This window comes from Streptomyces alanosinicus (genome assembly GCF_014650595.1).
In the GTDB taxonomy this organism is placed as follows: Bacteria; Actinomycetota; Actinomycetes; order Streptomycetales; family Streptomycetaceae; genus Streptomyces; species Streptomyces alanosinicus.
Window position 1 is genome coordinate 13,690 of record NZ_BMVG01000036.1, and the last position, 24,188, is coordinate 37,877.

18 protein-coding genes are annotated in these 24,188 nt (G+C 71.6%); 3 read left to right on the forward strand and 15 right to left on the reverse strand.

Going from position 1 to position 24,188, the window contains the following annotated elements; translation table 11 throughout:
* Nucleotides 1-66 precede the first annotated feature (66 nt).
* The 4 genes from IE277_RS37905 to IE277_RS37920 all read right to left on the reverse strand — a co-directional run bounded on the left by IE277_RS37905 (nt 67) and on the right by IE277_RS37920 (nt 3,291).
* Nucleotides 67-1,320, reverse strand: a complete 1,254-nt coding sequence (locus IE277_RS37905) for an MFS transporter (RefSeq protein ID WP_189958289.1) — start codon at nt 1,318-1,320, stop codon at nt 67-69.
* Nucleotides 1,317-2,441 (reverse strand): PLP-dependent cysteine synthase family protein, encoded by a 1,125-nt coding sequence (locus IE277_RS37910; RefSeq protein WP_189958290.1) that lies wholly within the window; start codon nt 2,439-2,441, stop codon nt 1,317-1,319. Before IE277_RS37910 ends, IE277_RS37905 begins: the two co-directional genes overlap by 4 nt.
* A gap of 174 nt (nt 2,442-2,615) precedes the next feature.
* On the reverse strand, nt 2,616-3,044 hold the full coding sequence (locus IE277_RS37915; protein ID WP_189958291.1) for a hypothetical protein: 429 nt from the start codon (nt 3,042-3,044) through the stop codon (nt 2,616-2,618).
* A gap of 49 nt (nt 3,045-3,093) precedes the next feature.
* A complete protein-coding gene (locus IE277_RS37920; RefSeq protein WP_189958292.1) occupies nt 3,094-3,291 on the reverse strand; it encodes a hypothetical protein in 198 nt (65 codons plus the stop codon).
* A gap of 316 nt (nt 3,292-3,607) precedes the next feature.
* On the opposite strand from IE277_RS37920, the gene IE277_RS49325 reads away from it, so the two are divergent.
* Nucleotides 3,608-5,905 (forward strand): FUSC family protein, encoded by a 2,298-nt coding sequence (locus IE277_RS49325; RefSeq protein WP_189958293.1) that lies wholly within the window; start codon nt 3,608-3,610, stop codon nt 5,903-5,905.
* A gap of 39 nt (nt 5,906-5,944) precedes the next feature.
* Here IE277_RS49325 and IE277_RS37930 read toward each other — a convergent pair whose 3' ends face one another.
* The 3 genes from IE277_RS37930 to IE277_RS37940 all read right to left on the reverse strand — a co-directional run bounded on the left by IE277_RS37930 (nt 5,945) and on the right by IE277_RS37940 (nt 9,996).
* Nucleotides 5,945-7,837: a hypothetical protein gene (locus IE277_RS37930; RefSeq protein WP_189958294.1), complete on the reverse strand. Its 1,893-nt coding sequence runs from the start codon at nt 7,835-7,837 to the stop codon at nt 5,945-5,947.
* A 63-nt stretch (nt 7,838-7,900) separates the two neighbouring features.
* Nucleotides 7,901-8,746 (reverse strand): class I SAM-dependent methyltransferase, encoded by an 846-nt coding sequence (locus IE277_RS37935; protein WP_308433452.1) that lies wholly within the window; start codon nt 8,744-8,746, stop codon nt 7,901-7,903.
* A 140-nt stretch (nt 8,747-8,886) separates the two neighbouring features.
* Nucleotides 8,887-9,996, reverse strand: coding sequence for an FAD-dependent monooxygenase (locus IE277_RS37940; protein ID WP_189958295.1), 1,110 nt, complete (start codon nt 9,994-9,996; stop codon nt 8,887-8,889).
* 212 nt (nt 9,997-10,208) lie between these two features.
* Here IE277_RS37940 and IE277_RS37945 point away from each other — a divergent pair, with 212 nt between their 5' ends.
* Nucleotides 10,209-11,180 (forward strand): TetR/AcrR family transcriptional regulator C-terminal domain-containing protein, encoded by a 972-nt coding sequence (locus IE277_RS37945; RefSeq protein ID WP_189958296.1) that lies wholly within the window; start codon nt 10,209-10,211, stop codon nt 11,178-11,180.
* Here IE277_RS37945 and IE277_RS37950 read toward each other — a convergent pair.
* The 6 genes from IE277_RS37950 to IE277_RS37975 form a co-directional block, all read right to left on the reverse strand.
* Nucleotides 11,146-12,111: a GNAT family N-acetyltransferase gene (locus tag IE277_RS37950; RefSeq protein WP_189958297.1), complete on the reverse strand. Its 966-nt coding sequence runs from the start codon at nt 12,109-12,111 to the stop codon at nt 11,146-11,148. The genes IE277_RS37945 and IE277_RS37950 overlap by 35 nt on opposite strands.
* Before the next feature lie 403 nt (nt 12,112-12,514).
* Entirely contained in the window at nt 12,515-15,028 is a 2,514-nt protein-coding gene (locus tag IE277_RS37955) for an acyl-CoA reductase (RefSeq protein WP_189958298.1), read from the reverse strand.
* The gene (locus tag IE277_RS37960) at nt 15,025-16,191 is read right to left on the reverse strand and encodes a LuxE/PaaK family acyltransferase (protein ID WP_189958299.1); all 1,167 of its coding nucleotides are present in this window, start codon (nt 16,189-16,191) and stop codon (nt 15,025-15,027) included. The genes IE277_RS37955 and IE277_RS37960 overlap by 4 nt, the downstream gene beginning before the upstream one ends.
* Nucleotides 16,188-17,321 carry a GNAT family N-acetyltransferase gene (locus tag IE277_RS37965; protein ID WP_189958300.1) on the reverse strand — a complete coding sequence of 378 codons (1,134 nt, stop codon included), beginning with the start codon at nt 17,319-17,321 and terminating at the stop codon, nt 16,188-16,190. The genes IE277_RS37960 and IE277_RS37965 overlap by 4 nt, the downstream gene beginning before the upstream one ends.
* Nucleotides 17,318-18,589, reverse strand: a complete 1,272-nt coding sequence (locus tag IE277_RS37970; protein ID WP_229882261.1) for an MFS transporter — start codon at nt 18,587-18,589, stop codon at nt 17,318-17,320. Before IE277_RS37970 ends, IE277_RS37965 begins: the two co-directional genes overlap by 4 nt.
* On the reverse strand, nt 18,586-19,911 hold the full coding sequence (locus tag IE277_RS37975; protein ID WP_189958302.1) for a phenylacetate--CoA ligase family protein: 1,326 nt from the start codon (nt 19,909-19,911) through the stop codon (nt 18,586-18,588). Before IE277_RS37975 ends, IE277_RS37970 begins: the two co-directional genes overlap by 4 nt.
* A gap of 617 nt (nt 19,912-20,528) precedes the next feature.
* Here IE277_RS37975 and IE277_RS37980 point away from each other — a divergent pair.
* A complete protein-coding gene (locus IE277_RS37980) occupies nt 20,529-22,172 on the forward strand; it encodes a sigma-70 family RNA polymerase sigma factor (RefSeq protein ID WP_189958303.1) in 1,644 nt (547 codons plus the stop codon).
* Between the two features lie 54 nt (nt 22,173-22,226).
* On the opposite strand, the gene IE277_RS37985 is transcribed toward IE277_RS37980, so the two are convergent.
* Both IE277_RS37985 and IE277_RS37990 read right to left on the reverse strand, forming a co-directional pair.
* On the reverse strand, nt 22,227-23,426 hold the full coding sequence (locus tag IE277_RS37985) for a hypothetical protein (protein WP_189958304.1): 1,200 nt from the start codon (nt 23,424-23,426) through the stop codon (nt 22,227-22,229).
* Complete coding sequence (locus IE277_RS37990) at nt 23,423-24,097, reverse strand: hypothetical protein (RefSeq protein ID WP_189958305.1); 675 nt, start codon at nt 24,095-24,097, stop codon at nt 23,423-23,425. The genes IE277_RS37985 and IE277_RS37990 overlap by 4 nt, the downstream gene beginning before the upstream one ends.
* Nucleotides 24,098-24,188: the final 91 nt, after the last annotated feature.

Genomic DNA, 24,188 nt, shown 5'->3' on the forward strand with positions numbered 1-24,188 from the left:
GTGCGATGTTGTGCGTTTGGACGTTGTGCTGGTCGGAGCCGGTCTCACTCCGGCCCGAGGCCCGGCTCACCCGGCCATCGGCACGGGGGTGGGTGCCAGATGTCCGCCGCGATGCAGCCGTGACACCAGCCAGGCGCACATGAGGCCGGTGACGGCCAGCGCCGTCCACGGCAGCCAGCGGACGCCCGTGTCGAACAGTGCCCCGACCACCAGGTTGCCGAGGGAGATCGCGATGCCGGAGACGGTGTTGTAGGCGCCGTAATAGGTCGCGATGAGGCGGTCGCCGGACAGACGGATCACCGTGTCCATCTCGAAGGGGTAGAGCAGGGCCCCGCCCCACGCCAGCAGCGCCGCGCACAGCGCGAGCGAGAGGCCACCGGCCACAAGGCCGCCCGCTCCCTCCTCCGGGCCGGGCAGGACCAGCAGGAACGCGGCACCCATCACGACCAGCCCGCAGGCGATGGCCCGCGGTGCGGACAGCGTGCGCTTCGCCCACGCGGTCAGCTTCAGCTGGCCCGACAGCGCGGCGAGCGCGGAGACGGCGAACACCGCCCCGGTGACCAGCCCGGTCCGTTCGCCGAAGAGTTCCCGGGCACGCAGGGGGAGCGCCAGATACACCTGGAAGCCCAGGACGTACGAGCCCGTCATGGCGGCGGTGAACAGCAGGAAGGGCCGGTTGCCGGCGACGGTCCGCCAGTCGGCGGCCACGGCGCGCCAAGCGGGCTCGGCGCTTCTGCCGACCGGGTCGCGTGCCGGCAGGGCGCGGGCCTGGAGGACGGCCAGGGCGGCGAAGACGAGCGCCGAGACCGCACACACCACACCGAAGTCCCAGGCCAGCAGGGCCAGGCCCACCGGCGGGCCGATCAGGATGCCCGCCTGGTAGAACACGTTGAAGACGGCGAACGCCTCGACGCGACGCTCCTCGCCCGCGTCCGCGGCCAGATACGCGCGCACCGCCGGGTTGAACAGCGCACCCGCCAGCCCGGTCAGAGCGGAGGCCGCCACCAGGGAGGGCAGCGTGTCCGCCACCGCGAGCAGTCCGAAGGCAACGGTCCGCAGGGCGCATCCGACGAGGATCACCGGCTTGCAGCCGTAGCGATCGGCGAGCGTGCCGCCGACGAGGAACATGCCCTGCTGGGAGAGGTTGCGCACGCCGAGGACCAGGCCGACCGTCCAGGCCGCGAGGCCGAGGCCGTGGGCCAGATGATCGGCCAGATACGGCATGAGCATGTAGAAGCCGAGGTTGATGGCGAACTGGTTGACCATCAGCAGCCGCGCCGGCCGGTCGAAGGAGGCCAGCTGGGCCCGCAGCCCCCTCATCGGACACCCGCCTCGGCACGCTTCGCGCTGCCACGGCCGAGCGGGTCGCGGACCGTGCCGCACCGGGTCCAGCCGGTCACCACGCACGCGTCGGGCTCGGCGATCTCGCGGGGTTTGCGCGGTGGTTCCTGCCCCAGCAGCCGGTGCTCGCGGCACCAGACGTCGTTGTAGACGGTGTCGAGATAGCGGTGCGGGCCGTCGGGGAAGACCGCCGCGACCCGGGTGCCCAGGGGATACGTCCGCGCGGCCCATCCCGCGACGAGCGCCACGGCTCCGACGCTCCAGCCGCCCGTCGCGTAGTGGCGGTGGCCCAGGCGGCGGCAGGCCCACACGGCCTCGGCCGGCGCCACCCAGTGGACCTCGGCGAAGGCCGCGTAGTCGACGTTGCCCGGATGGATGCTGGAGCCCAGCCCGCGCATCAGCCGCGGCCGGGCGGGCTGCCCGAAGATCGTCGAGCCGACCGAGTCCACACCGATCAGGGTCAGCGCGGGAAAGCACTCCCGCAGTACGCAGGAGATGCCGGCGGAGTGCCCCCCGGTACCCACCGACGCCACGAGGACGTCGACACGGCCGAGTTGTGCGATCAGCTCCATGGCCAGCGGCCGGTACGCGGCCACGTTGTCGGGGTTGTGGTACTGGTCAGGGCAGTAGGCGCCCGGTGTGCGGGCCAGCAGCTCGGCGACGCGTTCCCGGCGGGCCTGCTGCCAGCCGCCGTCCCGGTGCGGGACGGCGACCTGGTCGACGTACGCGCCGAGCGTGGTCAGCAGCCGCAGCACCGACGGCTCCATGCCGGGGTCCGTCACCACGGTGACCGGATGCCCGTGCGTCAGCCCGGCCAGGGCGAGCCCCAGGGCGAACGTGCCGCTGGAGGACTCGACGATCGGCGTACCGGGCCTGAGATCCCCGCGCCGGCGCGCCTCACGGATCATGTGCAGACCGGGGCGGTCCTTGATGCCGCCGGGGTTGGCGCCTTCGAGCTTGGCGTAGAAACCGCGGCCGGGCGGGGCGAAGGGTTCGTCGATCCACAGGACCGGGGTGCGGCCGACCAGCTGGGAGGGGTGGCGGGCGACTGCGGGGAGCGCGGCGTGGGCTCCGAGGGTTTCACGCAGGGGGACGTTCATACGGGTACGGGGCTCCTTCGCACCGCGCGCTGCACGGCATGGCACGGCATGGCACGGCATGGCGTGGCGTGGCGTGGCGCGATGCGGTCGTCTGGGGGCATGGGTCTTGGGTCTGGGCGCGCGGGCACGCCCCCGCCGTGGACCGAGGTCGGGGTGAGGGCGTGCGGGCGGTGCCTAAAGACGCCAGACGCAATGGAGCGCAAGGGTGCCCGGGGCGTCGCCGGTGGAGACGGGCGTGGCCGACGGCCTGCACCGGACGCCGGGCAAGGGGATGACACCGGCCGGTCCGGACGGACCGTCAGCCGGATCGGTATGGCCGGGCTCCGTGACCGTCTCGTCGGCCGCGGTCCTGGGACGGTCGGCCGCGTGATCGATATGGTCTCCGGCCCGGTGCTGATGCGCGGGAGCCGGTTCGTCCTCGTGGCCGGCGTCGGCGGGCAGCTGAGCCCTGGCGGTGACCTCGACGGTCAGATGCGATCCGGCGAAGGAGGCGGCGTGGACGGCACCGGTGAGGTGGGCCGTGACCAGAAGGACGAGGCCCAGGAAGAGCCCCACGCGGCCCGGCCGCATCGAGGTCCCGGACCCCTTCCACGCTCTGATCACATACGTAGCGTATTCGACCGGTCACCGGACTCGGGGGAAGCGGTCGGCGTCATTTCCCGCGCGTCTCGGCGGCGGCGAAGAGCGCGCAGGCCAGGACGATCAGGAGGAAGCTCACCACGGCTTCGTAGCCATGGAGGAACGACACCCGCCGCACGAGACCCACATGCCAGTGGGTGAACTCCTGCAGCAGACCCAGCACCCCCTGCACCAGAGCGACGAACCCGACTGCCTCCAACACCTTCCTCATGCATACGATCCTCGCCTGCGCGGATTCCCCCGGGCCATCGGCCGCTCGGCGGGACCTCACCACCGAAAGTCCGTCGCTCCGACGGGCCGGGAAGCCGAAAGTCGACCATGCCGCAACTTTGGTCGCCCGCACGCCCACTCCCGCACGGCGGCGACCCCGGGGCTGCTATGTCCCATGCCTACGACTGCCCACCCCCGGCTGCCTACGACGGACTCCCGCCCGGGTTGCGGTTGCGCGGGCCCGTGCGGTGGCCGCATATGGGTGATGTGGCCCGGTGCATCGTGGCCGGCCGTAGCCGCTGCGGCGGGAGGCGTGCATGACTGTGCGGAGCCGGGAGAGGACACGGTCCCCGTCCCGCCCGGCGACGTGGCTGCGCGAGCGCGATCCGGATCTGGCGGCCACGCGGCGGGCCGGGCGGACGGCGCTGGTGATGCCCGCCCTGTTCGCGCTGTGCAGCGAGGTGTTCCACTCGTCGACGATGGCGGGTTTCGCCGCGTTCGGATCGTTCTCGATGCTGCTGCTGGTCGATTTCAGCGGTCCGATGGTGGAGCGGCTGCGCGCGCAGGCGGGGCTCGCGGTGGCCTGGGCGATGCTGATCTGCCTCGGGACGCTGGTGGCGCCGGTGACCTGGCTCGCCGTCGTCACGACGCTGCTGGCCGGCTTCGCGGTGCTCTTCTCGGGCGTCGTGAGCTCGGTCCTGGCGGGCAGCGCGACCGCGCTCCTGCTGGGGTTCGTCCTGCCGGTCACGACACCCGTGCCGCTGTCACAGCTGCCCGAGCGCCTCGCGGGCGCCGGGCTGGCGGCAGCGGCGGCCCTTCCCGCTGTCTGCCTGCTGTGGCCGCGCCCCGTCGCCGATCCGCTCAGCGCGCCGGCGGCCCGGGTCTGCCGCGCCACCGCGGCACACCTGCGCGCGGACGCCTCCGGCCTGGGCGGACAGGGCTCCGCGGCCGATCCCGAGCAGCGCCGGGCGGCGGCCGGCCGTACCGCCGACGCGAGCGCGGACCTGCGGCGCGCCTTCGACACCACCCCGTACCGCCCCACCGGCCTGTCCACGACCTCACGCGCCGTGGTCCGCCTGGTGGACGAGCTGACCTGGCTGAGCACGATCCTGGCGGACGAGCCGGCCTACACCGACGAGCCGCCGCCCTGCGATCCGGCCGCACGCACGGCACGCCTCGCCGCCGCAGGCATCCTCGACCGCGCCGCCGATCTCCTCACGGACATGAACCGGGACGTCGGCCCGCTGCGGTCCGCCATGAAGGAACTCCGGGCAACCATGAAAGGGATGGAGAAGAGCTCGACCGTGCGCCTGCCCGCAGGCCGTCCGGCCGACGGCAGCGCGGCGGAGACCTACGGATTCATCGCCACGCTGGACCTCTCCTTCCGCGCGCAGGAACTGGGGTTCGCCGTCCTGCAGATCGCCGGCAACGTGGAACTGGCCGCCACGGCATGGCAACGGCACTGGCACGACCGGCTTCTCGGCCGCGCACCCGTCACGCTCACCGAGCCGCTGACCTCGGCACGCGAACGGGCCGCGGCACACCTCGGGCTCCGCTCGGTGTGGCTGCGCAACAGCCTGCGCGGAGCCGTCGGACTCGGTGTCGCCGTGCTGCTGGCGGACCTGACCGGAGTGCAGCACTCGTTCTGGGTGCTGCTCGGCACCCTGTCGGTACTGCGCTCCAACGCGCTGAACACGGGCCAGAACGCGCTGCGCGCCGTCCTCGGCACGGTGCTGGGCTCCGTCATCGGTGCCGGGCTGCTCCAGCTGATCGGCCACCACGGCACCGTCCTGTGGTTCCTGCTCCCCGTCGCCGTCCTGGTGGCCGGCATCGCCCCCGCCGTCATCTCCTTCACCGCGGGGCAGGCCGCCTTCACCGTCACCCTCGTCGTGCTGTTCAACATCGGCCAGAACCCCGACTGGCACATCGTCCTGCTCCGCGTCCAGGACATCGCCCTCGGCTGCGCGGTCAGCATCCTCGTCGCACTGTTCTTCTGGCCCCGCGGCGCCACGGCCGCCGTACACGAGGCACTCGCCGAGGCGTACGACGACAGCGCCCGCTATCTCGCCGACGCCGTGGACTACGCCCTCGGCCGTTGCACCGCGGCGGTGCCGGTCAGCGAACCGGTGCAGCCGAACCGGCAGGCAGCGGCCGCCGCCCGCCGGCTGGACGACGCCTTCCGGACCTACCTGGCCGAACGCGGCGCCAAGCCGGCGACCCTGGCCGACATGACGACGCTCGTCACCGGGGTGGCCGCCCTGCGGCTGGCCGCCGACGCCGTCGTCTCCCTGTGGCGGGACTGCGGCCCGGTGCAGCAGACGGCCGGCCGGACCGAGGCCCACCGCGCCGTCCTCGGCGCCGCCTCCCAGGTCACGGAGTGGTACCGCGGGCTCGCCGCGAGCCTCGGCCGCGACGCACCCGTCCCCGACCCCCTCCGGCTCCAACCCGAGTCCGCGGCCCGGCTCGTGGACTCCGTCCGCTCGGACCTCGTCGACGGCCGGGGCCGGGCCACGGCCACCGCCGTCCGCATCATCTGGACCGGTGACCACATCGACGTCGCCCGCCGCCTGCAACCCGGCCTCGCCCAGGCGGCGCAGGAGAGCACACCGCGCTGACCGACGGCCGCCGCCCACGCAGACACGGTGCTCCGCGGCTCAGGTCCTGCGCAGCACGCGGCCGGCCCCGGCCGCGACGGTGGTCGCCAGCAGCCAGCCGGTTCCGATGAGGAGGATCGCCACCCACTGCATGCCTCCTGACGGTTCGTACGCCCGCTCCTGGCCGAGGTCGACCAGCGGCAGGAGCAGATCGAGGGTGTAGATGACCGGCTGGAAGCGAGGGTACGGACCGTCGCCCACAGGCGAGGGCGGCCATGCGTGGAAGAGCGCGGAACCGATGGCGAGGAGGCAGATCAGCAGCCATACGGCCCGCAGCGGGCGATACCCGTAGCCGACGGTCGCGTCCTGCAGGAAGCTCCATACGCGAGCGGGCGGGCCCAGCGTCGACCGCATGGTGCGCTGCTTGGCGACCAGGACGGTCCGCGCGTCGGCGTCCCGGCCGTGCTGCTGATAGACGGTCGCCAGTTGCTCGTACGGCTGAGGTGTGAATCCGTCCGGGTCCCGCCCGAGCCACGGGAGGCGTTCCGCGGCGGGCAGAGCGGGACGGATGGTGTCATAGACGATGCCCTCCATCATGAGGGCGGCCGGCCAGGTCGTGGGGTCGTCCTGCAGCAGCTCCACCTTGGTGCGGCTGAGATCGACGGTGCCCAGGGGCGCCGTACGGGGCCGAAGAGTCAGGACGGCCGCCGTCGTACCCCGGCAGCTGAGGGCCCGCTCGGTGGCGGGCGTGTCCAGGAGCGCGCCGGTGAAGGACAGACTGCTGCGGATGGTGGCGCTGCTGAGGCTGATCCTGCCATGGGCGGTGAAGCCCTCGCTGAGGTGCACCACGCCGCCGACGTCGATCCCGTTGGCCTTCAGGGCGACCCTGCCGCTGTCCGGGGCGGTGAGTTCGGCGCTCTGGAAGCGGACCGAGCCACCGATCCGGGCGTCGCACAGGTCGACGGTGCCGTGCGCGGTCATCCCGTCCCGGCAGTCGAGATCGCCGCCGATGCGGGTGCGGCCTGCCGTGAGCGCCGTACCGGCGGGAAAGTCGAGGCGGGCGCCCCTCAGCACGACACTGCCGCGTATCGATGTGTCGTCGAGCGTGACGGGTCCCTGGACGACGAGTCCCCGCTCGGCCTGGATGTCGCCGCCGACCTGTGCGGAGCCCAGATGGAGCGCGTACTGACCCGCGTCCGTGCCCGGTCCGGCGAGGGTGGCGTCGAGCAACTCCACCGACGCCCCGATCGAGGCCCCGCAGAGGTTGACCGTTCCGGCGCAGGAGAAGCCGTGTCCCAGATACAAGCCGCCACCGACCGTGATCTCCGGCATCTGCAGATGTCCCTCGGGGGTGCTGATCGCCGCTCCCCGGAGCACGAGCGCGTCCTGCACCCGGGCGTTGTTCAGATGGAAGGCACCGGCGCAGTCCAGGCCCGTCGCCCAGAGGGACTCGTCGACGGCGACGGACTGGGCGGCGACACCGGCTTCGCCCGGAGCGGGACGCACCGTGGTGCCGTCCAGGGAGAGATGGGTACCGACGCTGAGGGAGCGCAGGTCCAGTGTGCCGTTCACGGTGCACCGGGTGACCTTGAACTCCTGGGTGATGCGGGCACTGTGCGTGTGCAGACCGGGCAGATGGCACTCGTCGAGTTCCAGGGCCTCGAACTGCCCGCCCTCCAGCCGCGGCGCCGCATCGAAGTGGCACCCGTGCAGCCGTACGGCGCTCGCCACGGCGGCCTCGGCCAGGTCCAGCGGCCCCCGGATGCGCACACCGCGCAGCCGGAGCCGGGCCAGCCGACCGGGTCGTGGGGGAGGCGCGGACAGCAGCAGCCTGCGTATGGCCTCACCGCGCACCTCCGACACGGCCTCGCACCAGTCGCCGCGCCGGTACGCCTCCCACATATGACGCTCTTCCACGTCCCACCCCGCCGGCGGGTCGTCCCCCCGCGCCATCTGTTCCCCCTCCGCCCCGGCAAGCCGATCGAACCCCACTTCGCCACCCAGGGCGGGGCTGGACTATCCGCGCTGTCGGGGTCGTTCGGCCGTGATCAGATAGTAGTCGAGGATGTGCTGCTCGTAGGCGTGGAGGAAGTTCCGCGGCCAGGTTCCGGCGTCCCACCACCGGCTGAGCCACAGATCCCACCCGGGCCAGACGTGCGCGCCGATGGATGCGGCGCGCACGGTTGTGAGTCCGGCGGCCGTGAGCGCGTCGGTGAGCGCGCTCACGGGCCGGGCGATGTCCAGGCCGCTTGCGAACGTGTCGAGCAGGCGGGCGAGTTCCCCGGGCCGGCCGGGTGCGTCGTCGACGGTGAAGAAGCCGGCGAGGGCCAACCGGCCGCCGGGGCGCAGCACCCGCGAGGTCTCGGCCGCGAAGGCGCCGAGATCGGTGAAGTGCTGAGCGGCCTCGACGCTGATGACCGCGTCGAAGCCGGGGTGGTCGAACGGCATGCGCTCCGCGGCCCCCTGGACGAAGCGCAGCAGCCCGGGTTCCCGCCGGATCGTCTCGGCGTGCGCGGCGCGCGCCCGCCGCACCTGGTCGGGATGGATGTCCATCCCGGTGACCGTGGCGGGTCCGTACTCCCGCAGGGCCAGCGCGCATCCCCTCCCCAGACCGCAGCCCACTTCGAGGATCTGCGACTTCGCGGGCACGTCCGCCGCGTCCAGGACGCGCCGGTAGAGATCCTCCTGACTGCGGATCCGCTCAGCCTCGCCGAGCGGTTGATCCAGGGCGATGGCCTGCCAGTACCCGAAGTTGATGAAGCCCCCGGCGAAGAGCGGCTCCGCGCTCAGATCAGCCGGACCGTAGGTCTCCCGTACCGCGGGATGCATGGCGGGAGACGCCTGCTGAGCCTTGTCTTTCACTGTGCCGTACCTGTCCCGGGAGAGTGAGCATGGTGTTGTACGTGCTTCTCCGCCATCCTGCCGCGTGCGATCGCCGCCCGGCATGACAAAACACGCCGGGTACGGCGCTCGCGCGACGGTCAGGGCCCGGGACGGGGACGTCACTCGTCGAGCGCGATCGCGTTCTTGGCCCGCTCGACGGACTCCTCGCAGGGTGGTCCGTCCGGGTTCTCGGTGGCCAGTGCCTGGTTGAGCTCGACGAACGGGCGCATGCGCTTCTCGTAGCGGGCGAAGGCCGCGCGGTGGTCGGCTCCCGCCCGGCGCAGGGCGTCGGCCAGGACGTAGGCTCCCACGAGAGCGAGGCTGGTCCCCTGACCCGACAGCGGAGAGGCGCAGTAGCCCGCGTCGCCGAGCAGCACGGTCCTGCCGTTCCACCAGTGGTCCATGCGGACCTGGGTCATCGCGTCGAAGTAGAAGTCGTCCGCTTCCCGCAGGGCTTTCAGCAGCCGCGGGGTCTCCCAGCGCAGCATCGCCATCCGGTCGGCGACGAACCGCCTGTCCTGCTCGACGCCACGATGGCCGGCGGGCAAGGGCCCGGCCGCGAAGCCGAATGAGATCCTCAACTCGGAGTTGTCGCGCACCGGGTAGACGCCGTAGCCGGCCTCGCCGTCCCTGAGCCACAGTTGCCAGTCGTCCAGGGCCAGGAAGTTGTCCGAGCTGAAGATCGCCAGATGCGTGCCCAGATGGCGGGTGAACCGCTCCTCGGGCCCGAAGCTCAGCCGTCGCACGGCCGAGTGCAGACCGTCGGCCCCCACGACCAGGTCGAAGGTCCGGGGGCGGCCGTGCTCGAAGGCGACCCGCACCCCGTCCTCGTCCTGGTCGAGCGCGGTGATGCGGTCGGCGAACATGAACTCGGTGCCGGCACCGGCCCGTTGGTGCAGGAGGCGGACGAGATCCTCACGCAGCAGCTCGATGTCGTCGTTCTCCAGCCGGCCACTGCTGAACGTCATCTCGGTGGAGCGGTGGATCTCCTTGCCGTCGCCGTCCAGCACCGACATACCGCGCATCCGGGTGCGATGGGCTCGGGCCTGCTCCAGCAGTCCCATCCGCTCGACGGCATCGAGCGCGACGCCACGGATGTCCACCGCCTGACCGCCGGGCCGAGGGCCCGGTGCGTGATCCACGAGCGTCACGGCGATGCCGTCACGGTGCAGCCAATGGGCGAGCGCGGACCCGGCGACACCGGCACCGGATATGAGCACAGACTTCATGTGAACTCCTTGGAAATACGCCGTACGCGTCTGAATGTACGGCGTATGCGCAGCACCGCCAACTCCCCTTTCTCTCCATCTGGTCTAGGACAGGAGCCCAGTTCAGGAACCCTTTCGGGCTCGACTGCTGGTAGCCTCTGAACTAGTACAGATTCGATGAGCCCGAAAAAGATCGGGAAAAAGCTCAGAAAGAGTTCAGGGGGGTCCACAGCATGGCCTCGCAGTCCGGTCCGCCGTTCCGGCGCATCGCCGACGAGATCGCCCGGCGTATCGCCGAGGGCACGCTCGCCCCGGGTGAGCGGGTGCCGTCGACCCGTCAGATCGCCCGTGAGTGGGGCGTCGCGCTCGCCACGGCCACGAAGGCCCTCACCGTGCTGCGCCTGGAAGGGCTGGTCGAGGCCCGACCGCGGGTCGGCACCGTGGTGGCGGCCCGGGAGCCCGCGCCGGTGGCGCAGCAGCGCGCCCCGGCCCGGCACCGTGCCGCGTCCACGGCCCTCTCCGATCACGAACTGACCCGCGAGCGGATCGTCCGTGCCGCGACGGACCTCGCGGACGTCGAAGGACTCGGCGCGGTGTCGATGCGGAGCGTCGCCGCCAGGCTCGGCGTCGCCGCCATGTCCCCCTACCGGTACGTCAACAGCAAGGACGACCTGGTGCTGTTGATGGCGGACGCCGCGTTCGGTGAGGAGACCTATCCGGACGAGCCGCCGCAGGGATGGCGGGCCCGCCTGGAACTCGCCGCGCGCACGCTGTGGCGGATCTACCGCAGACATCCCTGGCTCGCCCAGGTCGGCTCCCTCACCCGGCCCTTGATGCTTCCGGAACTGATGACGCACGCGGAGTGGGCGCTCGCCGCCCTCGACGGCCATGGCCTCGACCCCGAGACCATGCTCGACCTGCACGTCCTGCTCTACAGCTACATTCACGGCATCGCCGTACACCTGGAGCGGGAGGCTCAGGCCGAGGCCGCCACCGGCCTGTCCGAGGACCAGTGGATGGACCACCAGGCCCCCGCCTTCGCCGCGCTCACCACGGCGACCCGCTACCCCGTCTTCACCAGGGTCACCAGCACCTGCAAGGACGGCTACGACCTCGACCTGGACGCGTTGTTCGAGTTCGGCCTCAAGCCGCTCCTCGACGGCATCGCCCTCATGATCGAGACCCCGCCCTCCCGCCGGCCTTGACGAGCGGCACGTCCCGGGTGAACTTCCGGAAGCCGACGCTGTAGTACAGCCCGCGCGCCGCGGGATGCCCTGGCGCACCCAGACAGGCGACCGTCATGTGATCGGCCCCGGCCTGCCGCGCCAGGTGCATCCCGTGCAGCAGCATCGCCCTGCCCAGCCCGAGCCGCCGGTGGTCCGGATGCGTGCCGACCGGCTCGAACTCGGCGGTCCTGTTCGCCTCGTCCAGCCACATGATCGTCGATGCGGCCATCGTGCCGTCCGGAGCCTCCACCAGGACGTGCAGGTCGCCGCGGTACGGCGGTGTCCGCCGGACGTCCTCGTAGGCCTCGGCCGTATACGTGGTCGGGGCCCAGGCGTCCACATGGGCCTGGACCGCGGCCTGTGGCCCGGCCTCGTCGGCGGTGCGGAAGCGGAAGCCGTCCGGCAGCACCGGCCGTTCCAGGTCATCGAGGTCCCGCTCATTGAGCTGGGTCCAGGAGCCGGCGTCGCCGAGCGAGGCCGGATCGGTCTCATAGCCGTGCGCCGCCCAGCGCTTCAGCGCGCATGAGTCGGCCATTCCCGGCAGTACCGTGCGCTCGATGCCGATCGTCACACCGTCGTACCAGTCGATCACCTCGTCCACCAGCTCGCTGTGTTCGGGATGAACCTGGTAGGCCAGATAGGCGCCGGTGACGTCCTTCACCGACCCGTCGTTCCGCCTCACCCGGTGCGGCAGACAGGCCCAGCCCCACGCGACCAGGTCGGCACCGGAGAACCACATCCGACGAGGCCAGCTCCGGCCGACGCTTGCGTGCCCCTTGCCCCAGTTCCAGGCCAGCTCTCCGTACGACGCATCGCTGTTCACCAGGTCGGGACGGGCGGCGGTGACCCGCTGAGCCAAGCCCTGCATGAGCCGCACATCCGCAGCGGTCACGAACTCGGAGTCGTCCATGGTGCGCCACTGTGCCAGGGCTGCGGCACGCCATCGAGTCATTTTCCAGGGGCCGAGGAGCACAGCAGCCGGTCCACCCCCGAGCGGTGCCGGTATCTCGCACGGGCATTCCACAGCCCATGCCAGCGCCGTACCGCGGCGACGTGCGGTACTGACGTCCGCTTCGGTATCACGTACGACCCCGCGGACCCCGAGACCGCCGAGGTCGGTCGCCGTGCGATGGGATGGCTGGTGTTCGGTGCCGTGACGATCCTGCTGTTCGGCCCGCTCTGCTGGCCGGTATCGCGTTCGTGGTGGTGGGGTTGGTGGCGCTCGTCGTCTGATCGTCTGCCGAGGGGCGGCCGTCCGCCACCGGACCGCGGCCGGGCGCGGTCCGGTGGCCGAAACGGCCGCCCACACCGTCTCAGCGCAGATCGACGACCGTACGAAGCTTGCCGCTGGTCGGGGTGCGCTCGAAGGCCTCCCGCCGTATGCTCCGCACGGCGAGGGAGAGCAAGCCCTCCGCCACCGCTGAAGCCACCTCCGGCACCTCGGTGAGGATCGCGTCACGTGTGAGGTCGGCGTCGGGGGCGTACTGCTCGTCGAGCCGGACCGTCAGCTCCTCCCGGTCGGCGCCGGGTGCCACCGACAGCTGCACCTCGCCGAGATAGGCGAGCCGCTCCTCCAACACCCTTACGATCCGCCGGTAGTTGAGGAAGTACGTGCCCACGCGCACCACATCGCCGTAGCGTCCGAGCAGTTCCAGCCGAGGCACCGTGCTGCCGCACGCACAGGTGCCCTCCACCGCGCGTCCCAGATCACCGATCTCGTAGCGCTCCAGGCGCTGACCGGTCCGGGCGCGGGAGGTGAACACCAGCCGTCCCGGTTCCCCCGGGGCCACCGGCCGGTCCGCCCGCGGATCCAGGATCTCCAGTGTGTGCAGGTCGGTCAGCACATGGTGGACCGAGCCGGCGGAGGACGCGCACTGGTAGCCGAGGGGGCCGAGGTCGGTGCTGCCGTAGGCCGCGGAGCGGATGACCTCCACCCCGAAGTCGTCGGTGAGCACCCGGCGTTGTTCGGCGGTGAAGTGCTCGCCGCCGTAGAACACCTTGCGGATCCCGCCGTAGGCGCGCAGCCGGTCGGCCTCGGCGTGGAGGAGCTGCCACAGGTAGGACGGCATCCCGAAGACGGTGTCGGCCCGGTGGGCGATCAGTGCCTCGGCGACCATGGCGTGGTCGGGGCCCGCGGCGATCGGGAACTGGGTCGCGTTCAGCCGCTCCAGGATGGAGAAGAAGCTGATGAAGCTTCCGTACATGCCACCGCTGTAGAAGAGGTTGGCCGCCCGGTCACGTGCCGGGTCGAAGCCGGCGGCGAGCAGTCCGTCCGCCGCGGCGCGCATCTGGTTGTCGTAGTCGTCGCAGGTGAACACCGACAGCGCGGGCGCGCCCGTGGAACCTCCGCTGCGGAAGTAGAGGTGTGCGTGCCGTGGATCCATGGTGGCGAGCGCGCGCTGCACGCCCTCCTTGCCGAGCAGCGGCGCGTCCGGTGCGGGAGGCAGCACCGGCGGTGCCACCAGGTCGTCCAGGCAGGGCACCGTACGGAAGTCCCTGTCTGTGGCGCGTACGCTCACCCTGCGGCTGTAGCGCTGCAACGCGTAGACGCCGTCGTGAGGTTCGCCCTCGTAGCTGTCCAGCATGGAGCCGACCGGGGTGACGCGGGTGACGCCCGCGGCGAACATGGCTCGGGACAGCGCGGCCACGTCCGCGCGGTCGCCGCCGATCGCGGCGGTCTGCAGATAGCGGCGCATGGGCCGCAACGTGGCGGTGATGGCGTGCCGGGGGAGCGGCTTGACCCAGACACTGCGGTGCAGCGGGGAGGCGTCCAGCGCCGGGCGGGTGTCGGCCAGGACCCGCCAGGAGCCGTCCTCGGCGGCGAACACACGGGTGAGGCCCAGGTGTTGTTCGAGCCGGGCGAGCTGCTGCACCGTGCTGATCTCCGCCTGCTCGGCGGGGCCCGGCACAGGCGCCTCGTGCTCGTCGGACACCTTCGCCAGCCGTTCGGCGAACCGGCCGGCGAACGCGAAGAGTTCCTCGGTGCCGTCGGTCCCGTCGGTGTCGAGATACACCACCTGGGGGCTGGAACACGCCTGCTGTTCGTGGCGGCAGACGTCCTCGGCGAGTGCGTCGAGCACGCTGTCCTCGGCCGCCGCCTGCCGGGTCAGATAGGCGAAGGAGATCCGGTGGCCCCATTCGACCAACCGGCAGCCGGGCGAGGCCAGTTCGCCCGCCGCGCGCACCGCGTCCTCGCCGCCCCACACCGCGATCGCGTCCGCCGGCCCGCAGACGGCTTCCAGCCACTCACGGCGCGCGGAGGAGAAGCGCAGGGCGACGATCCGCCCGGCGATCAGCCCGGACGGGTCGGCCGCACCGAGCGCGGCGAGCACGTCGAGGGCGAGAGCCGAGTCGGAGCTGCTGGTCTTCAGCACGTTCACATTGCCGGCCAGCAGTCCCTCGACGACGCTCAGCGGAGCCACGCCCGCCGCGTTGCCCGGCGCGATGTGCACCAGCAGGCCGACGGGCGCCCAGGCCTCGTACACCGTCTCGCGGGCGTCCGGCAGGGTCAGCCGCTCCGGGCGCAGACCGCCCAGCTCGCGCCGCAGCTTGCGCTCCAGCGCCTCCCGGGTGAGCGCGGCCGCCAGCTCGGCGAGTACGGCCCTGGCCTCGTCCGTGGGCAGCTGCCCGGCCAGCCGGCCGTGCAGCGTGGAGGCGGGATCGGCCAGGTCACGGCTGACCGCGGCACAGGCGCCGAGCACCACATCGGTGGGCAGGGGATGTGTCAGGACCCGCCCGGCCAGCTCGGGGAGAGCGGCGAGCCGTCGGCCGGCCTCGGCGTCGTCGACGAACTCGCCCTGCCAGAGGTGGAGTACGGAGGTGTTCACGACATTCCCTTCATCAGTTCGGCGGCGGCGACCGCGCAGCTGCGGTTACGGCTCACTCCGGCCCGGCCGTGCACGGTGAACCAGTCGGTGGACAGCGGACAGGGACACTCCTCGCCGGGATGCAGCGACGCGAGGTCGCCCATCAGCACGCTCTGCGCGGGCACCGAGGTGATGTAGGGGCTGACCAGATGCAGGAAGCCCTTTTCGCCGTACGGCAGGGGACGCAGCGTCCCGGTGTCACGGACGGCCGCTCGGGACCACACCGGCACATGCAGCCGGTGCTGGGCGCACTCGATGTACGGCACGCAGTGCTCGACGGAACCGAATGTGTCGCGGACCCGCTCGGCGGGAATCCCGAGTCGGTCGGTGACCTCGGCGTAGAAGACGTCCTTGCCGATCTGCCGGTCCGCGTGCCCCTTCCAGCCGCCGCCGAGCACCACCAGCGAGCCCTCGGGCAGCCGCAGCGGCGGCAGCCCCATCGCCCGCATCCGCTCCAGGGTGAAGTACAGGAACGCGGGAAAGCCCAGGATACGGACCGGTACGTCGTCCTCGGCGTAGCGGTGGAGGGCCGCGATGCAGCCGTGCACGTCGAACTCGTGGCCGCTGCCGGTGTGCCGCAGGGCGTGCGTGGTGTGCCGGGCCGGGGCGAAGTCGCACAGGTAGTTGTCCGTGAACGACGTGCCCAGTTTCAGCGCCGGCGCCGGCTCGTAGCTGTACAGCAGGTAGTTCACCGGCTGTTCGGGGGTGATCCAGCCGTAGTGGTCGAAGATCCGGGCCACCATGCGCTGCGCCGAGCGGATGGTCCACTCGTCGAAGAACATCTGTGACTTCTGGCCCGTGGTGCCCGAGGAGGTCAGATGCAGGAACACCTCGTCGCGCGGGATCGACAGCACCTCATGACGCTTGAAGAAGGCGGCCGGCACCAGTGGGGTGCGCACTCCGTCGCCCACCGTGGGAGCGGGTGTCCCGGCCGGTTCCTGGAGCAGGGCCGCGAACAAGGGGGAGCGGCGGGCGTGCCAGGCGTTGGCCTCCGCCATGGCCGCGGCGAACAGCGCGTCGGTGCCGGGGCCGTCGGCGTACGGCTCGGCCAGGTCGCACAGGCGCTGCACCTGGCCGAGCGCCGCCGGGTCGGGAACCTCGACGGGAGCGAGATGGGGTTTCATCGGGACACCTCGTGAAGGGGCAGATAGGTGGTGGTCCAGGCACTCAGGTAGGCGCTGAGATACGGCTGGAGCAGCGGGCTGACCGCGGTCGTACGGAAGTCGATCTGCCGGCCGGTGCGGGAGAGCACGACATAGTCGTGGAGCCGGTCGCCGATACGGCGCATCGCGGGGTAGACCGCGCTCGGTACGAACCCCGAGGCGAGGAAGACCTCCAAGGCCTCGGTGTCGGCCAGCGGCAGCAGTGCCTCGACATAGTCGGCGCCGGCCCGGGTGACCGACGCGATCAGCGCCTCCAGGCTTCCCGCCACCGCGGCCGGGCGGGGATGGACCGCGACCAGCGCGCAACTGCCCGCCACGGGATCGAGGTCGGCGTACGCCTCGAAGCGGCCGTCGGCGGCCACCAGGACCGCGTTCGGCGTGTGCAGCGGGAAGAAACGGTCGTCGGCCGCGGGGAACAGCTCCAGGAAACGGCGCCGCACGAAGGCAGGGGCCGCGATCAGCTCGATCGGTTCGGCGCCGGCGGCGGCCCCCGCGCCGTGGCAGGGGGCGGGCCGCGTGCGGGTGTAGTCGATGCCGACGCCGTGGGAAGCGGCGGACAGCAGCGCCGACAGCCGCTCGGGCACGCTCGCCACGGGTTCGCGGCGCTCCAGCACACCGTCGGCATAGCGGGCGAACAGCGCGAGCGTCTCGCAGCCCTCGACCTCGACGGCGTTCGGCAGCAGGCCGAGCGGCCGGAATCCATTGCGTACGACGACCTGCTGCGGACCTTCGGTGACCAGGCGCACGGTGGCGTACACCGAGTCCAGCAGACCCGAGGCGAAGGCCTCGTCGCAGACCGCCCCGGTCAGCCGGGAGGCCAGACCGCCGCCACGATGGCCGGGGTGCACGGCGAGGCCGACCAGTTTGCCGATACGGCCGCCGGGTTCGGTCACGACGACCGCGGAGCCGACGAGGTCGCCGGCGTCGGTGCGGGCGGTGAGCCAGTGCGCGGTGCCGTCGGTGATCAGCCGGCGCATGACCGCCGGTTCGCTGCCGAGCGGCACCGGATAGCCGTGCCCGTACACCTCGAAGTACAACTGCCGCAGCTCGGCGATGTCCTGGACGGTCGCGGGGGAGAGGACGGCGGTCACGAGGCCTCACCCGCGGGCACCGGCGCCGGCGCGTCCTGGCCGGGCTGCCCGGTGGCGTTCGCTCGGCCGCCGAGCCACCACAGCGCCAGCGCGACCGGCACGAGTCCCGCGCCCTGCGCCAGGCACAGCGTCGTGGCCGTCAGATGGTCGCCCAGCGCGCCGAACACCAGCGAGGACACGGGGAACGTGGCGCCCAGCACCGCCTGCATGACCGCGAAGAAGCCCGGCTTGTCGTCGGCGGGCACCAGCCGCTGGAACAACGCGACGAACCGCACGCCGATCACGCCGACACACCAGCCGGCCACCGCCATCGACGCGAGGGCCGCCATATGCCCGGCGAACAGGCCCGGCAGACCGAGGGCCGCGGCCATCAGGGTCAGACACGCGCTGCCGACCGTGACGGGACGGCCGGGCAGGCGGCCGCCCGTGAACGAGCCCAGCAGAGCGCCCGCACCGAGAGCCGTCTCCAGCGAGGCGACGGTGGAGCCCGTCGCGTGCAGCACCTCCCGGGTGTACAGCGGCATCACGACGTAGACGGCGGTCGTGAAGACATTGGCGGCGGCGAAGCAGACCAGCACCCGGCGGATGAACGGCAGACCGGCCAGTACCTGGCGGAGCGTGCGCCGCTCGGATGCCGGGCCGTGTCCGGCCGTACGGCGCGGGAAACGGGTGGAGCCGACCAGCAGGGCCGCGAGCAGATACGCGGCGCCGCAGACGGTGGTGACGCCGGTCAGCTTCCCCGCGTCCACCACCAGGGGGCCGAGCAGGCCGCCGCACAGGCCGGCGACGGACTGGGTGGACAGTTCGAAGCCGGTGGCCGACTCGATGTCGGCGTCCTCGACGAGGTCCGGCACCGAGGTGGTCAGACAGGGGTCGAAGACCGCCTGACAGCCGGCCAGTACCAGCCCCACCGCGTAGACGACGGCCAGGGGCAGGGCCCCGGCGCAGGCCAGGACGGCCGCTGTCACCGCCACGGCGCCCGCCACGAACGCCGCGGCCGCCAGCACCGTGCGCGGAGCGTACCGGGCGATGACGCGGGCGATCAGCGGGGCGAGCGCGACCGCGGGCACGGTGCTCACCATGAGGAACAGCCCCGAGTCGAGCCCGCGGTGCTCACCGCCCGCGAACCCGACGAGCCACCAGACCGCGCCGACCTGGAACATGCGGCTCGCCGCCTGGGTCAGCAGCTGACCGGCCCAGACCCGGCCGAAGGACGGATTGCGCAGGACGAGCGGCAGACGCCGCGCGCGCTGAGAGGTCAGGCTCACGAGTGCGGCCGTTCGTCGACGACCCGGATCAGCTTGCCCGAGCGGGAGTTGACCGCGAGATCCTGGTGGCGCACCCATTCGACGGCGAGCGGGTTCACATGCCCGGACGCGGTCGCGGTCGCGTAGAAGGGCCGCGCGGCGAGGACCGAGGCCGTGACGGACTCCGTCAACGCGGACGGCGCCTGCCGGGGATCGGCGATCGCGAGCCGCAGCACCAGACCGTCCCGGCCCTCCCGCCGTCGTACCACGAGCTGTAGACCGGTCACCTCGCCGTGGGTGTCGGCGGCCGTGACGACGGCATGGACGTCCTCGGTGTGGAGGGATACGGGGCCGACCCGCACGCCCTCCTCGGCGCGCCCGAGGATGCGGAAGACACCCGCGTCCCGGTCCACCCACTCGGCCCGGTCGCCCGCCGGATAGCGCAGCACGGGCATGAGCCGCCTGCGGAGATCGGTGACGACCAGCCGCCCCGGCACGCCGTTGCCGGTGACGGGCTCGTCGGACGTGCCGGGCTGGTGCGGTTCATCGGACGTGCCGGGCTGGTGGGGTTCGTCGGACTCGTCGGACTCGTCATGGAGGATCTCGACCACCGTGTGCGGTGTGAACGCGCGGTGCAGGCGCGGATCCCCGCCGGGTACGGCCTCGCCGAGGAGCCCCGCGTCGACGCTCGCGTATCCGAGCGAGCGTGGCTCGGCATGGGGGAACGCCGCCCGGAGCAACGGGAGTTGGTCTCCGAAGAGACATTCGCCGCCGAAGAAGAGCAGCTCCACGTCCGGCAGGGTGCGGCCCGCGCCGGTCAGGCGTTCGGCGAGCGAGCACAGCGTGGTCGGTGTGCCCGCGACGACCTGGACCCGGAACTCCTCCAAGGTGGCCGCGGTGGATTCCCAGGGAGTCGCGCCGCCGATGGGCAGGCGGACATTGGCCACGGGGGAGCGGTGCAGGGAGTCGAGGACGAAGCTGAAGCTCGCGTACAGGTCGCCGGCGTAGAAGAGATCCGCCACCCGGTGACCGGGCCGCAGCCCGGCACCGACGAGCCCGGCACCGAACGCGGCGGTGAATTCACGCCATTCGGTGCGGGTGTAGTAGGAGAACTTCGGCGAGCCCGTGGTTCCGCCACTGCGGAATACGACCGCTTCGTTCAGAGGGGCGGTCAGCAGTCGATTGTCGCGAGGCGTGTTGGCTCGCCAGAAATCGGCCTGGGGCACCACCGGGAGATCCGTGAGACGGGTCACGTGATCGGGAAGGTGTGCGTAAAGCTCGCGGTAGAAAGGTGAGTTGTGCCGGGCGAAACGTATGAGTTCCGCAATTGGTTGAACGGGCATCAATTCCTGCTCGAAGGCGTGGGCCACCGGCATGGGAAAGCCGGCGGAGTGCGACGGTGCGGGTCCACTGACGTGGGCTTTCGTCGCTGAAGGTATGAGGAAGCGGGACGCCCGTGACGAGCGGGCATCCGAAGGCGAGTTTATCTCACCATTCGGAACGCACTTGCGCTAACTGGCCACCCATGGCAGGGGTATTGACGCCCTGTGGATGGACTCGGGCCGACTTCGGTTCCCGGGAACACGGAGACGGTGATCACATCCAACGTGTCACCTATAGCTTTCCCTTTGAGGATGGCTCACGTGGGCCTTATGGAAGGCCGGTTCCCGGCGATCCGTTACCTGGCTGGAATGCGGCTCCGTCTGATGCGAAGAGTGCGAAAAGCCGAGGGCAGGGGCGGGGGTGCGGCGGGCCAGGGGCGGGGCCGGCACGTGCTCCTCCTGGTGGGCCACGACGAGTCGCGCGTGTCCCCCGGAGACGCTGGCCGGGCCACTCCCGGGGCCGCACCCGGGGCCGCTCCCGGATTGCCTGCGGAAGAAGAAGTGTTATCCGAGGCGGGGCGAGGGGTCTCCCAGGTATCGGACACAATCGTGCGGTCTCGAGGACAGGAAGCATGGGTATGAGCACGCAGGACGCGACGGAGACGGCGGCGCTGGTCACAGCCGCCCGCGAGGGCGACACACAGGCACAGGACGCCTTGGTCAACGCGTACCTCACCCTGGTCTACAACATCGTGGGCCGGGCCCTGAACGGCTCGGTGGATGTCGACGACGTGGTGCAGGAGACCATGTTGCGAGCCCTGGACGGGCTGGACGGACTGCGTACCCCCGAGCGGTTCCGCTCCTGGCTGGTGGCCATCGCGATGAACCAGGTCCGACAGCACCGGCAGAATCGACTCTCCGCCCCGGGCGCGGTGGAGGAGGCCGAGGATCTGGCCGATCCGGGCGCGGACTTCGTCGATCTGACGGTCGTCCGACTGCAGCTCACGGGGCAGCGCCTGGAGACGGCGCGGGCGACGCGCTGGCTGGAGCCCGACGACCGGGAATTGCTGTCCCTGTGGTGGCTGGAGTGCGCCGGCGAACTCACGCGGGCGGAGGTCGCCATGGCTCTGGACCTCTCGCCTCAGCACGCGGCCGTCCGGGTCCAGCGGATGAAGGCGCAGCTGGAGGCGGCCCGCGTGGTGGTACGAGCGCTCGACGCCAGGCCGCTGTGCGAGGAACTCCGGGTCGTGCTGGCTTCCTGGGACGGCAGGCCCTCGGCGCTGTGGCGCAAGCGAATAGCCAGGCACGCGCGTGGCTGCACGCGCTGCAGTGGGTTGTGGAGCGGCCTCATGCCGGCGGAAGGGCTGCTGGCCGGTCTGGCGCTGATCGCGGCGTCACCCGCGCTGGTCGCCCTGGTCTCCTCCGCTTCGGGAAGGCTCGCGCCGGCCGGCGCGGTCACAGTGCTCGGCAGCCCCGGGGGCGGCGCGGGCTCGGGCTCGGGTGCCGGGCGGAGTGGCATACGGGGCCGGACCGGCTCGCGCAGCCAGTCCCGTCGGCGGCGGCGCATGCGTCGCCGGGCCGTCGGGGGCGCCGTCGTCGCGGCCTGTGTGGCGGGAGGCGGCCTGTGGTACTTCGGCACCGACTCCGGCACCGGCACCGACGCCGCGAACGCCGAGCGAAGCACAGCCGTCCCCGTGCTGGACCTCTCGACGCCCAGTGCCCAGAGCGGAACGCCGGCATCCGCGCCTTCCGCGTCGCCGTCCCCGCCCCCGTCGAAGCCGAAAAAGGCGCGTGCCACGAAGTCGGCGAGCCCTGCAGGGAAACACACACCCGCGGCCCCGAAACCCACCCACCGGGCTCCCGCCCCGGCCGGCACACCGCAGCCGCAGCCGGATCCGAACGACGTCGCCGGCCAGGTGGTCGCGCTGGTGAACAAACAACGGTCAGCCGCCGGCTGCGGCCCGCTCACCGAGGACCCGCAACTGCAGAAGGCGGCTCAGGGCCAGTCCGACGACATGGCCGCACGCCACTTCTTCGACCACACCAACCCCGACGGCGCGGATCCCGGGCAGCGGATCACCGCCGCCGGCTACCACTGGTCCACCTACGGCGAGAACATCGCCCAGGGCCAGCAGACCGCCGCGGCCGTCATGGACTCCTGGATGAACAGCCCCGGCCACCGGGCGAACATCCTCAACTGCTCCTTCAAGGACATCGGCGTGGGAGTGCACAAGGGCACGGGCGGTCCCTGGTGGACGCAGGACTTCGGCGCCAAGATGTGACGTACCCCCGACATGGTCCGGGCGCGGCCACCGTTCGCTCGGCACCGTGACGGACTACCGGTTGTCTCCCGTCGTCGGGTAGGCGAGCATCCAGCTCCCGTTCAGGGAACGCCCCTCGTCCTTCTGGGAGTTCGGCTGGTCGTCGGGCGGTGGGCAGTAGCCGGTGATGACCAAGCTCTTGTGGTCCGGGGAGAAGGAGGTGGTGAACTGCGCGGGGCCCTTGATCTTCTGCACCGACGGGCAGACGGCGGGAAAGGGCAGGGACACGGTGGTCAGCGTGCGGTGGGTTGCGGGCTCCCAGAAGACGAGGCGTGCGCTTTGCAGGACCGTCACGACATGGCCGTCGTCGGCCACCGGCTGGATCGGGCTGCGTCGGGTGCTGATGGTCTTGTCGGCGATGATGCCGCTGAGCCTCGGATGGGGCTGGCCGGGGACGGCCGAGGCGCTCGGCAGCGGGCTGGTCGCGCGGTAGTCCAGCAGCATGGCGTGGCGAAACGTCCCGTAGACGAGGCGATCGGGACCGACCGAGGCATGGCCAGAGCCGGGGAAGAAGACCTGCCGCTCCATGCGCCACGTCGACGCGTCCCAGACATTGGCACAGGAGTCGAACGTGGCGACGAACTCGGCGCGGACGAAGCCGATGTCGTCGGCAGCGGAACACTCGTATCTCATGGCCAGCCAGCGCGGGGGACGGCTGTCGCGCATGTCGTAGATGCCGATCATGTCCGTCTGCGCGGCGACATGGCTGCCGGTGGAATCGACGGCGAGCCGGTCTGCCTTGAGGGTGAGGTCGTATTGGCCCAGCACGGGCGAGGCGGCCTGGTAGGGGCGGCGGACGACCGGGGCGGTCGGGTGGGCCATGTCCATGACGGCGAGTTCGCTGCGGTCGCTGGCGGCCGCCAGCCATCGTCCGGTGGGGTCGAAAGCGAGCTTCACCACGCGTCCGGGCAGACCTGTGATCCGTCGTGGGGTCGCAGCCGACGATGTGACGAAGACGCCGCCGGCCTCGGTTCCGTAGACCACGCTGCCGTTGCCGGCCGCGATCGAGGTGACGCGTTGTCCGGCCACGACGCGCGTCAGCCCGTGGAGACGGGGAGCCGCCTGCTGTTGCGGCGGTCCGGCAGAGCCGGGGGAGTCCGTCCGCCCGACCCGCTGGACGACCACGACCAGCAGCACTCCCACCGTCATGGCTGCCGCGAGGACGCCGACGACCGCGCGTGTGCTCAGCACACGCCGGGGTGCCCGCTCGGTCATGACGTCCCGCCCTCTTGGCCCGCCGAGGCGGCGCTGCCGCCGGTGGCCTTGCGCCAGCCCCCTCCGCCGGGATCCAGTTCCCAACTGGTCAGACCCGTCGGACGGGTCACGGTGCTGAACGGCTTGCCACCGTCGCCGTCGAAGACCACGGTGCGCTGATGACCGTCCTCGACGAGATCGACGGCCAGCTTCCACTGGGCGGCGCCATGTGTGATGCGGGCCGTGACCAGAAATGTCTCCAGATCGCCGGCCGCCACGGTGAAGTCCGGCTGGACACTCTTGCCGCCGTTGTCGTAGACACCGTTCGGCTGCGGTTTGTCGAGGTCGATGTTCACCGAGTACACCTTCGCCTCACCCTGGGTGCGACACCCCGCCTCCACGACGGGGGCAACGGGCTTGCGCGCGACCAGCTCAGCCCGCATGCCGGTGATCAGCACCGTGTTCGAGCCACTGTTGGTCACCGTCAACTGCATCCTCGTCCGGTCCTCGTCCACTCCGCCCCGGGCTCGGCCCCAGGACCAGAAGCCGCCACACCCGGTCTGCGGTGCACTGCCGTCGAACCGCTCGGCGGGTATGAGCTGGAGGATGTCCCCTTCGGCGTCGAGACGCATCGGGTCGGTCTCGACGGACAGGGAGACGTTCGACGACGCGGACCCGGGCCACAGGTGCACCGCACCGGTAACCACCGCCGTGCCAGCCGCCGCTGCCAGCGTGGTGACGACCGTGGACGCGGCCAGTCCCGGAACGGTGCGCAGCCACCCG

What these genes read in the sequence shown, in the direction of transcription:
- IE277_RS37905 (WP_189958289.1), bottom strand. Translation starts at nt 1,320, where the DNA reads ATGAGGGGGCTGCGGGCCCAGCTGGCCTCCTTCGACCGGCCGGCGCGG.
- IE277_RS37910 (WP_189958290.1), bottom strand. Translation starts at nt 2,441, where the DNA reads ATGAACGTCCCCCTGCGTGAAACCCTCGGAGCCCACGCCGCGCTCCCC.
- IE277_RS37920 (WP_189958292.1), bottom strand. Translation starts at nt 3,291, where the DNA reads ATGAGGAAGGTGTTGGAGGCAGTCGGGTTCGTCGCTCTGGTGCAGGGG.
- IE277_RS49325 (WP_189958293.1), top strand. Translation starts at nt 3,608, where the DNA reads ATGACTGTGCGGAGCCGGGAGAGGACACGGTCCCCGTCCCGCCCGGCG.
- IE277_RS37930 (WP_189958294.1), bottom strand. Translation starts at nt 7,837, where the DNA reads ATGGCGCGGGGGGACGACCCGCCGGCGGGGTGGGACGTGGAAGAGCGT.
- IE277_RS37940 (WP_189958295.1), bottom strand. Translation starts at nt 9,996, where the DNA reads ATGAAGTCTGTGCTCATATCCGGTGCCGGTGTCGCCGGGTCCGCGCTC.
- IE277_RS37945 (WP_189958296.1), top strand. Translation starts at nt 10,209, where the DNA reads ATGGCCTCGCAGTCCGGTCCGCCGTTCCGGCGCATCGCCGACGAGATC.
- IE277_RS37950 (WP_189958297.1), bottom strand. Translation starts at nt 12,111, where the DNA reads ATGGACGACTCCGAGTTCGTGACCGCTGCGGATGTGCGGCTCATGCAG.
- IE277_RS37960 (WP_189958299.1), bottom strand. Translation starts at nt 16,191, where the DNA reads ATGAAACCCCATCTCGCTCCCGTCGAGGTTCCCGACCCGGCGGCGCTC.
- IE277_RS37975 (WP_189958302.1), bottom strand. Translation starts at nt 19,911, where the DNA reads ATGCCCGTTCAACCAATTGCGGAACTCATACGTTTCGCCCGGCACAAC.
- IE277_RS37980 (WP_189958303.1), top strand. Translation starts at nt 20,529, where the DNA reads ATGAGCACGCAGGACGCGACGGAGACGGCGGCGCTGGTCACAGCCGCC.
- IE277_RS37985 (WP_189958304.1), bottom strand. Translation starts at nt 23,426, where the DNA reads ATGACCGAGCGGGCACCCCGGCGTGTGCTGAGCACACGCGCGGTCGTC.